The sequence below is a fragment of the Methylorubrum subtropicum genome, from assembly GCF_038442325.1.
In the GTDB taxonomy this organism is placed as follows: Bacteria; Pseudomonadota; Alphaproteobacteria; order Rhizobiales; family Beijerinckiaceae; genus Methylobacterium; species Methylobacterium subtropicum.
This window is the reverse complement of the sequence record NZ_JBBXMW010000005.1, coordinates 271,060-280,332: the sequence shown is the minus strand read 5'-3', so window position 1 is coordinate 280,332 and position 9,273 is coordinate 271,060. Positions and strand designations below refer to the sequence as shown.

General features: G+C 69.1%; 8 protein-coding genes. 3 read left to right on the top strand and 5 right to left on the bottom strand.

From position 1 onward, the window contains the following. Positions 1-234: 234 nt before the first annotated feature. Together msrA and msrB are read right to left on the bottom strand one after the other, a co-directional pair. Positions 235-969 (bottom strand): peptide-methionine (S)-S-oxide reductase MsrA, encoded by a 735-nt coding sequence (gene msrA / locus AAHG03_RS10280; RefSeq protein ID WP_342150530.1) that lies wholly within the window; start codon positions 967-969, stop codon positions 235-237. Continuing rightward, positions 966-1,475, bottom strand: a complete 510-nt coding sequence (msrB, locus tag AAHG03_RS10275) for a peptide-methionine (R)-S-oxide reductase MsrB (RefSeq protein WP_342150529.1) — start codon at positions 1,473-1,475, stop codon at positions 966-968. Before msrB ends, msrA begins: the two co-directional genes overlap by 4 nt. Before the next feature lie 376 nt (positions 1,476-1,851). Here msrB and metX point away from each other — a divergent pair, with 376 nt between their 5' ends. The 3 genes from metX (at position 1,852) to AAHG03_RS10260 (ending at position 4,145) form a co-directional block, all read left to right on the top strand. Then, positions 1,852-3,057, top strand: coding sequence for a homoserine O-acetyltransferase MetX (gene metX / locus AAHG03_RS10270; protein WP_342150528.1), 1,206 nt, complete (start codon positions 1,852-1,854; stop codon positions 3,055-3,057). 11 nt (positions 3,058-3,068) lie between these two features. Next, a complete protein-coding gene (gene metW / locus AAHG03_RS10265) occupies positions 3,069-3,758 on the top strand; it encodes a methionine biosynthesis protein MetW (protein WP_342150527.1) in 690 nt (229 codons plus the stop codon). A 114-nt stretch (positions 3,759-3,872) separates the two neighbouring features. Then, positions 3,873-4,145, top strand: a complete 273-nt coding sequence (locus AAHG03_RS10260) for an amino acid transporter (RefSeq protein ID WP_342150526.1) — start codon at positions 3,873-3,875, stop codon at positions 4,143-4,145. A gap of 135 nt (positions 4,146-4,280) precedes the next feature. Here the strand turns inward: AAHG03_RS10260 and AAHG03_RS10255 are convergent, their stop codons facing one another. The 3 genes from AAHG03_RS10255 to AAHG03_RS10245 all read right to left on the bottom strand — a co-directional run bounded on the left by AAHG03_RS10255 (position 4,281) and on the right by AAHG03_RS10245 (position 9,178). Further along, complete coding sequence (locus AAHG03_RS10255) at positions 4,281-4,967, bottom strand: DsbA family protein (RefSeq protein ID WP_342150525.1); 687 nt, start codon at positions 4,965-4,967, stop codon at positions 4,281-4,283. 245 nt (positions 4,968-5,212) lie between these two features. Next, the gene (locus AAHG03_RS10250) at positions 5,213-5,536 is read right to left on the bottom strand and encodes a helix-turn-helix domain-containing protein (RefSeq protein ID WP_342150524.1); all 324 of its coding nucleotides are present in this window, start codon (positions 5,534-5,536) and stop codon (positions 5,213-5,215) included. A gap of 225 nt (positions 5,537-5,761) precedes the next feature. Beyond that, a complete protein-coding gene (locus AAHG03_RS10245) occupies positions 5,762-9,178 on the bottom strand; it encodes an acyl-[ACP]--phospholipid O-acyltransferase (protein ID WP_342150537.1) in 3,417 nt (1,138 codons plus the stop codon). Between the last annotated feature and the right edge of the window lie 95 nt (positions 9,179-9,273).

The window sequence follows — 9,273 nt, the reverse complement described above, 5'->3', positions numbered from 1 at the left end:
GGTCCGGCACCGCCGAAAACAAACCCTGCACTTCCAGCATCGATCACCTCCTGTCTATAAGGAGGCGTCAACGCATGGCCTTCAACGCGGATCGACGCGCCGAAAAGTCATATGCGATAGCCCTGCCCTTGTGGGGAGGGGTAGGGGTGGGGGTCGTGCAGAAGGCACCGTCGCGCCTCATACTGAACCACCCCCACCTCCGGCTCCTCCCCACAAGGGGGAGGAGAGTAAGGCTTACGCCTTCGACTTCCCCACCAGCACCGGCTTGGCGTTCGCCCGCTCGGGGAAGTGCGTCTTGAGATCCTGCAGCTTCGGCGCGTCGTTGGCGACGATGTAGCCGTTGTTCGGGTGCAGGGTCATGTAGTCCTGGTGGTAGTCCTCCGCCGGGTAGAAGGCGGCGTTGGGCTCGATCGTCGTGGCGATGGGCCGGGAGAACGCCTTCTCGGCATCCAACTGGCCGATATAGGCCTTGGCCACCCGCGCCTGCTCGGCATCCGCCGGGAACACGGCGGAGCGGTATTGCGGGCCGGTGTCGGGGCCCTGGCGGTTCACCTGGGTCGGGTCGAGCGCCACCGAGAAGAAGATCTGCAACAGCTCGTCGTAGCGGATCACCGCCGGATCGTAGGTGATCTGCACCGCCTCGGCGTGGCCGGTGCGGCCGGTGCCGACCTCGTTGTAGTTGGCGCTGGCCTTGGTGCCGCCGGCATAGCCCGAGACCGCCTGCTTCACGCCCTTCACGTGCTGGAACACGCCCTGCACGCCCCAGAAGCAGCCGCCCGCGAGCGTCGCGGTGCGAAGGCCGGCGCCCTCCTGCGCCCGCTCGGCGGCGTCGGGCAGGCGCCGCCCGACCTCTTCCGCCGAGACCGGGGCGAGCGGCAGCGCGGTGGCGGCCAGAAGACCGAGCCCCGCGAGGCCGCCGAGCCAGAGCGCCTTCGCGGAACGCGGATGGCGAGGGGTGTCCTGTGTCATAGCGCGGCTCCCTTTTGGTCGGCGGCGGGCTCGAAGCGCAGGGCCACGCCGTTCATGCAGTAGCGCAGGCCGGTCGGGCGCGGCCCGTCCTCGAAGACGTGGCCGAGATGCCCGCCGCAGCGGCGGCAATGCACCTCGGTGCGGCGCATGCCGTAGGCGGTGTCGACCTGCGTGCCGACCGCGTCCGGCAGCGGCCGGTAGAAACTCGGCCAGCCGGTGCCGCTCTCGAACTTGGTCTCGGACGAGAAAAGCGGCAGGTCGCAGCCGGCGCAGGAGAAGCGGCCGGCGCGCTTCTCCTTGTCGAGCGGGCTGGTGCCGGCCCGCTCGGTGCCGTGCTGGCGCAGCACGTTGTAGGCGGCGGGGCTCAAAGCGCTGCGCCACTCGGCCTCGGTCTTGGTCACCTCGAACGTCTTAGCCGTCTCGGCCAACGCCGGTCCGGCGAGGCGGGCGGCGGCGAAGAGCCCGAGGAACGAGGCGCCGGCACGTAGGGTCTCACGGCGGTTCATGATGAAGCCTCCGGAAAGGATCGCCCGGAACGAAAACCGTTCGCGCGGGCGAGGCATTGCATCGTGCGCAATCGATAGCATGATTCTCTCTCCGGCGCTGCCCCGACGAAGAGCCGCATGCGAGGCATGGGCTTCGACAGGTCAAGCTTTCTCTCGCTCGCGTTGACGCTCGCCCGGCCGGGCATTACCTCCGATGGAAGCCCGACCGAGGGCTGCCCCGTGACGGGCGCCGCGGGCCGGGCCCCCGAAATCTTGCGGGATGCCGAAGGACGGGCGGCGCCTCCGGCGGGCCGGCTCCGGGCTTAAGCATCGGCCCGAAAGGTGGGAACCGGCTTTCGGAAAAAGCCGATGCTCTATGAGGCATCCGGGACGCGTGATGGATTCCACCCTCACCCATATCGAGCCGGGCGGCGACACAGTGCTCCGCGAGGACGCGCGCCGCGAGGTCTCGCAGGCGATGGACCCGCGCAGCCCGGTGATGCGCTTCTCGGCGCAAGAGCCGCTGGCGATGGATTCCGGCGCCCGGCTCGGGCCGTTCCAGATCGCCTACCAGACCGCGGGCACGCTCAACGCGGATCGCTCCAACGCGGTGCTGATCTGCCACGCGCTCACCGGCGACCAGCACTTCGCCCACCCGCATCCGGTCACGGCCAAGCCCGGCTGGTGGGAGACGCTGGTGGGGCCGGGCAAGCCGGTCGATACGAATCGCTACTTCGTCGTCTGCTCCAACGTCATCGGCTCCTGCATGGGCTCGACCGGCCCGGCCTCGCTCGATCCGGCCACGGGGCGTCCCTACGGGCTCGATTTCCCGCTGGTGACGATCCGCGACATGGTGCGCGCCCAGGCGATGCTGCTCGACCGGCTGGGTATTTCCGATCTGTTCCTGTGCATCGGCGGCTCGATGGGCGGGATGCAGGTGCTGCAATGGGCCTCGCTCTTCCCCGAGCGGGTCTTCGCCGCGATGCCGATCGCCACGGGCCCGCGCCACTCGGCGCAGAACATCGCCTTCCACGAGGTCGGGCGCCAAGCCATCATGGCCGACCCGGCCTGGAGCGAGGGGCGCTACCTCGAGGCCGGCACCCGGCCGTCCAAGGGGCTCGGCGTCGCCCGGATGGGCGCACACATCACCTACCTGTCGGAGCCGGCTTTGCACCGCAAGTTCGGCCGTCGCCTGCAGAACCGGGCCGCGCCGACCTTCTCCTTCAACGCCGACTTCCAGATCGAGAGCTACCTGCGCCATCAGGGCCTCTCCTTCGTCGAGCGGTTCGACGCCAACGCCTATCTCTACCTCACCCGGGCGATGGACTATTTCGACCTCGCCGAGGACCATGGCGGCGTGCTGGCGGAAGCCTTCCGCGGCTCCAAGACCCGCTTCTGCGTGATGTCCTTCACCTCCGACTGGTTGTTTCCGACGTCCGATTCCCGCGCCATCGTCCACGCGCTGAACGCGGTCGCCGCGCCTGTCGCCTTCGTCGAGGTCGAGAGCGACAAGGGCCACGACGCCTTCCTGCTCGACGAGCCGGCGATGTTCTCCGCGGCCCGCGGCTTCATCGACGCGGCGGCGCGGGCGCGCGGCCTGTGAGCGGGCCCGCCGTGGAGACGGAACGCTTCACCGACGCCGCCTCCGACACCCCGTGGGAGGCCGCCGAGGGCCTGCCGCGCGAGGCGGGCGCGCGCATCGACCACCTCGTCGTGCTCGGCCTCGTGCCGCCCGGCGCGCGCGTGCTCGACATCGGCTGCGGCGACGGCTCGCTCCTGGCGCTGCTGCGCGACCGCCGCGGGGTCGACGGCCGCGGCATCGAGCTGTCGCGCGAGGGCGTCAACGCCTGTCTCAGTCGCGGCCTGCCGGTGATCCAGGGCGACGCCGACACCGATCTCGCCAACTATCCCGACGACGCCTTCGACGTCGTGATCCTGTCCCAGACCATTCAGGCGACGCGCAACCCGCGGATCGTGCTGGAGCACCTGTTGCGTATCGGGCGGCAGGTGGTGATCTCGTTTCCGAATTTCGGCCATTGGCGGGTGCGGGCCGAACTCGCCTTCCGCGGCCGGATGCCGGTGACCGAGACCATGCCGGAGGCGTGGTACGAGACCGCCAACATCCACCACTGCACCATCCGCGACTTCGTCGGCCTGTGCCGCCTCGTCGGTGCCCGCATCGAGAAGGCGACCGCGCTCGACGTCCGCGGTCGCCCGATGCGCTTCTCGATGCCGTGGTGGTTCTGGAACCTGATCGGCGCGCAGGGGGTGTTTTTGCTGAGGCGCGGTCGCCCGAAATCCTGAGATTCCAAAGGGATCATCCCTTTGGCGGGGTACGGGGCGGAGCCCCGACCAGAGCCGCTTGCGAACACCGCACGATCCTCGGCATCCTCGGGCCACCGATGTCGAAGCCGAGCGGTGCCTGATTCCGAAACCTCGTCGAAACCGCCGGATGCCCGCCGTGCTCTCATCCGGAACGAGCGGGCGAAGCTCAGCGCGACCTACGTGAACGGTCTCGCCATCGCCACCTTCGCGGTCGGCGGCTTGGCGCCGTTGATCGCTTTGCTGTCCGCCGGCACGCCGGCCTCGGCGGGGGCCGGCCTGATCTACGGATTGGCCGGCTTTTGCTGGATCATCAGCGGAGCCCTACATCTCCTCGCACGAGGCATCCTTCGGGAGTTGACGCCATGACGACCCTTGAGACGGTCGGCCCCTTCCTGTTCCCGCTCGCGGCCCTGGTCCTCGGGCTCGGGGTCTTCTGGGTCTCGACGCGCAAGGCTCACTGAACGGCGTCATCGCCGCGGGCTCCGGATTCTCGAGCAGCCGCTACCCACACGCGATCTGGTCGCACCGGCGCATCGCCGCGATCATCCGGGCCAGCGACTTCACGCCGGGATGGCCGAGCACGCTGGTGTTGCCGAGCACGTAGGACGGGGTCGCGGTGAGCCCGAGATTGGCCGCGACGTTCATGTGGGCGCGCAAAGCCTGGCGCACCTCCTCGCTGTCGGCGATTTCTTCGAGTTCGGCGCGGGGCACGCCGGTCTTGGCGCCGACATCGAGGGCCTTGAGGCCGTCGATCTGGCCCTTGGTGGCGAGCAGCTGGCCGTAGAAGGCGAAGGCCGCGGCCGAGCCGAGCTTGCGCTGGACCGCGAGCGAAACCTTGGCCGCCTGCGCCGACATCGGCGATAGGATCGGGTTGTGGACGAGGCCGATGCGTAAACGCGCGTCGCTGCCGGAGAGCGCGGTGACGTCGGCGGCGGCCTTGCGGCACCAGGGGCAGTTGTAGTCGAAGAACTCGTACAGCGTGACCTCGGCGTCGCGCGGGCCGACATAGGTGACGCCGCGCAGTTCCGGGATCTGGCCGGTGATCTCGCCCGGCAGCCGCATGTTGGCGACCGGGCGGCCCTCGTCGTTCTCGACCTTGAAGAACTGGCCATAGCTCTGCGCGGCGGCGGGGCCCGCGACGGCGAGGCCGAGCGACGTGGCGAGGAAGCGGCGGCGGGAGAGGGACATCGACACGGAACCGGAAAGCTTGGGACGGCGGGCAGGATAGGGGTAAGAATGGTTTAAGTTCGGCTGCGGCCGCGCCGCCCGCCGCACCGGTTCTTGTCCCGGACCGTCCCCTGGTCCAGATTTCGACCGAGCATGAAGCGGAGCGGGCGATGCAGGTCCCGTGACGGAGGCCGAGGGGCAGTCGACCGAACTGGTGCGGCCAGGACCCCTCTACGGCGAGGACGGGCTGCCGAGGTGATCGACCGTTAGGCGAGCACCTGCAGGCCGTGCTTTTGGACCACCGTCAGAAGCTTCAGGGCCATCCGGCTGGGACGCTTGGCACCCGTCTCCCACTTCTCGACCGTGCTCTCGCTGGTGTTGAGATAGCGCGCGAACACCGGCTGGCTGACGTTGTTGGCCTCGCGAATCTGCTTGATCTGAGCGGGCTCGATCCTGTCCGGCACGGACAAGTGGCGCGCATCGAAGTCGCGCATGGTGGCCTTGTCCAGCGCTCCGACCTTGTGGAGCATGGCTGCCGAGCTGTGGATCGCCTCGGACACGTCGCTCCTGTATTTAGGCTTCGTCGCCACGGCAGATCTCCATCAGGTCTTTTTCCGATACGAGCCTGTCGATTTGCGGCTCGTTCGTGAGAGCCTCTTGATCAATTCATCCTACCAAATCCCCTCATCCTGAGGTGCCGTGAAGCGGCCTCGAAGGAGGGCTCCAGATCACGCGCGATCCCTGGAGCCCTCCTTCGAGGCTGCGCTTCGCTCCGCACCTCAGGATGAGGGTGAGGAGGGGAGATACCCGATTCCTCACGCCGCCTCCGCGGTCGCCGCCCGCTCCTTCGCCAGCTTGGTCACGCCGAGCTGATCGACCTTGCCGGTGCCGAGCATCGGCAGAGCATCCAGCACCACCACTTCCGCCGGCACCGCGATCTCGGGGGCACCGCGGCTCTTGGCGAATGTCTGGTAGGCGGCGCGGGTGGCGCCCTTCACTTCCGTGAACAGGATCAGGCGCTCGCCCTTGCGGGCATCCGCCACGGCGGCGACCGCGCTCGGGGCGTCGGGCCAGAGTTCGGCGGCGAGCGCCTCGACGCCGGCCAGCGACACCATCTCGCCCGCGATCTTGGCGAAGCGCTTGGCCCGGCCCTTGATCGTCACGAAGCCGTCCGCGTCGATGGCCACGATGTCGCCGGTGTCGTGCCAGCCCTCCACGGGGGCCTCCAGCACGCCGGGTTTTTCGGCGCGGAGATACCCAAGCATGATGTTGGGGCCGCGCACCGAGAGGCGTCCGCCCTCGTCGATGCCGGGCACCGGCTCGAGCCGCGACTCGATGCCGGGCAGGAGCCGACCGACCGTGCCGAAGCGGTTGAACATCGGCGTGTTGAGCGCCAGCACCGGCCCGCACTCGGTGACGCCGTAGCCCTCCAGGATGCGCAGGCCGAACTTTTCCGCCCAGGTCTTGCGGGTGGTCTGCTTCACCGGCTCGGCCCCGGCCACGACGTAGCGGAGGCTCCGCAGGTCGTAGGAATGGGCCATCTTGGCGTAGCCGGTGAGGAAGGTGTCGGTGCCGAACAGGACGGTGGCGTTCGTGCCGTAGATGAGTTCGGGCACGATCCGGTAATGCAGCGGGGACGGATAGAGGTAGACCGGCACGCCGGAGACCAGCGGCAGCACCAGCCCCGCCGTCAGCCCGAAGGCGTGGAACACGGGCAGCACGTTGAACACCTTGTCGCGCGGCCCGAAATCGATGCGGGCGGCGACCTGGGCGGTGTTGGCGAGCATCGCCCGGTTGGCCAGCACCACGCCCTTCGGCGCCCCTTCCGAGCCCGACGTGAACAGGATCGCGGCCGGGTCGCTGCCCTTTCGGATGACGAGGGGGCGGCGGGGACTCAAGAAGCCCTTGAGCTTGTCCCCCGTCCCGACGCTGCCGCGCACCTCCTCCAGATAGATGAGGCGCACCGAATCCTCGATGCCGTCGATCAGGGCGCCGAGGCGGCCCTTCTCGATGAAGGCGCGGGAGGTGAGGATGGTGTCGACCTCCGCCGCCTTGCAGGCCGAGAGCACCGCCGCGGGTCCGGCGGAGAAGTTGATCATCGCCGGGACGCGACCCGCGCTGGCCAGCGCGAAGAAGGTGACGGCCGCGCCGTTGGCGTTCGGCAGCATCAGCCCGACGGGCTTTTTGTCATCGGGCAGGAGCGCCTGGAGCTTCCGGCCGAGGATGTTGGCGCCCATCACGAGACGGGCGTAGCTCATGGTGCCGGAGACCGGGTCTTCGAGCGCCGTGCGCCGCCAGCCATGAGTCCGCCCGGCCTCGATCAGGGCTTCGAACACGCCGCGCTCGATGTCGGCGGTCTCGAACACGAGGTCCGACATGATGTCGTAGAGCGCGGCGCCCGCGGCGCGGCGGCGGTTCTTGCCCTTGAGCGCCGGATCGACGGTGAGCCGCACCGGCGGCATGATCGTCACGGTGATCTTGGGCCACCATGCGCGCCGCACCTGATCGCGCTTCAACCGCGAGAAGATCGTGCGCTCGGGCCCGTCGATCTTCACCGGCACCACCATGGCGCCGGACTTGTCGGCGATGAGCCCGGCGCCGTCATAGACCTTCATCAGGCTCCCCGTGACGGTGAGCCGGCCCTCGGGGAAGATGATCAGCGTCTCGCCGGATTTCACCGCGTTGATCAGCGTGCGGGTGGCGAGCGGGCGGGTCGGGTCGAGGGGCATCGCCTTGGCGACGCTGAGGAACGGCTTCACCCACCAGCGCTGCGCGATGCCGTGGTCGATGGCGAAGACCGGGTCCTGATCGAGCAGCGAGAGGGCCAGCGGCGCGTCGAGGAACGAGACGTGGTTGAGGGCGACGATGGCGTTCGGCCCCGCTTTCTCCACGTTCTCCAGCCCCTTCACCTCCAGGCGGTAGACCGCGCGGAACAGGATGGAGAGCGCGTCGCGCAGCGGGTTCGTCGGCAGGGTCTTCAAGATGACGATGCCGACGATCAGGTTCAGCACCGCCACCAGCGCCAGGAGCTGCGCCATCGACAGGCCCGCGGCCTGGAGCGCGGCGAGCGCCAGCGTCCCGCCGACCATGAAGGCAGCGGTGAGCACGTTGACCGCGCCGATGACGCGGGCGCGCTTGGCCTTCTCGGTCCAGGCCTGCACGGCGGCAAACGACGGCACGACGTAGAGCCCGCCCGCGGTGGCGAGCCCGGCGAAGTCGAGGGCGATGCGCAGGCCCGACGGGCTGGTGATGAAGTCCCACGCGCCGACCGGCTCGACCCCGTGCGGCGGCACGTGCGAGACCGCCCAGGCGAGATCGAGCCCGAACAGGCCCATCAGCACCGCGCCGACCGGCGTCGGCAGCAGCACGATCCGGCCGCTGGCGAGCCACGAGGCCAGCCCCGAGCCGACCGCGATGCCGACGGAGAAGATCGCGAGCAGCGTGGTCGCCACGATCTCGGTGCCGTTCAGCGTCTGGCGCACGAGGGTGGGCAGCAGCGAGAGCACGACGACGCCCACCAGCCAGAACCAGCTCACGATCACCGAGCCGCGCCACAGCCGCGTGTCGGCCCACAGATCCTTCAGGAGGTCGGCGGTGGAGCGGGCGATGTTGGGATCGACCTTGAGGTCGGGCGCGCCCTCGCCGGTCTTCGGGATCGCGCGCGCGGCGAGCCAGCACAGCACCGCCATGCCCATCAGGCCGGCGCCGAGGCCGAGCGCGTGGCCGCCCATCGCCATGGCGAGCCCCGCCGTGATGGTGCCGAGCAGGATCGCGAGGAAGGTCGCGGCCTCGACCAGCGCGTTGCCCGCGGTCAGCTCCTCGCGCTTCAGGTGGTCGGGCAGGATGCCGTACTTGATCGGCCCGAACAGCGCCGCGATGATCCCGAACAGGCCGAGCGCGCCGAACAGCAGCGGCACCGAGTGCAGCCAGAAGCCCAGCACCGAGAGCAGCGCCGCGAAGATTTCCGCGAATTTCAGCCGCTTGGCCAGCAGCGCCTTGTCGTAGCGGTCGGCGAGCTGCCCGCCGAGCCCCGACAGGATGAAGAACGGCCCGACGAACACCGCGCTCGCCAGCGTCACCAGCACGCTGCCCTGCTCCCCACTCTCGGCGTTCACCTGGAACAGGATCAGCAGCGCGAGCGCGTTCTTGAGGAAGTTGTCGTTGAACGCGGAGAAGAACTGGCACCAGAACAGCGGCGCGAAGCGACGCGTCGTCATCAGCGTGCGGAACATCGTGGTCTCCCGGGCTCCCGGCATGACTGCCCGCCGATGGGCGCAGCGTCAAATCCTGCCTTTGCACGGTGTTCAAATTATCCGTGGGGCATTGG

Bases quoted from the DNA above. Each gene is read 5' to 3' on its own strand.
- msrA (WP_342150530.1), bottom strand. From the start codon at position 969: ATGACACAGGACACCCCTCGCCATCCGCGTTCCGCGAAGGCGCTCTGG.
- msrB (WP_342150529.1), bottom strand. From the start codon at position 1,475: ATGAACCGCCGTGAGACCCTACGTGCCGGCGCCTCGTTCCTCGGGCTC.
- metX (WP_342150528.1), top strand. From the start codon at position 1,852: ATGGATTCCACCCTCACCCATATCGAGCCGGGCGGCGACACAGTGCTC.
- AAHG03_RS10255 (WP_342150525.1), bottom strand. From the start codon at position 4,967: ATGTCCCTCTCCCGCCGCCGCTTCCTCGCCACGTCGCTCGGCCTCGCC.
- AAHG03_RS10245 (WP_342150537.1), bottom strand. From the start codon at position 9,178: ATGTTCCGCACGCTGATGACGACGCGTCGCTTCGCGCCGCTGTTCTGG.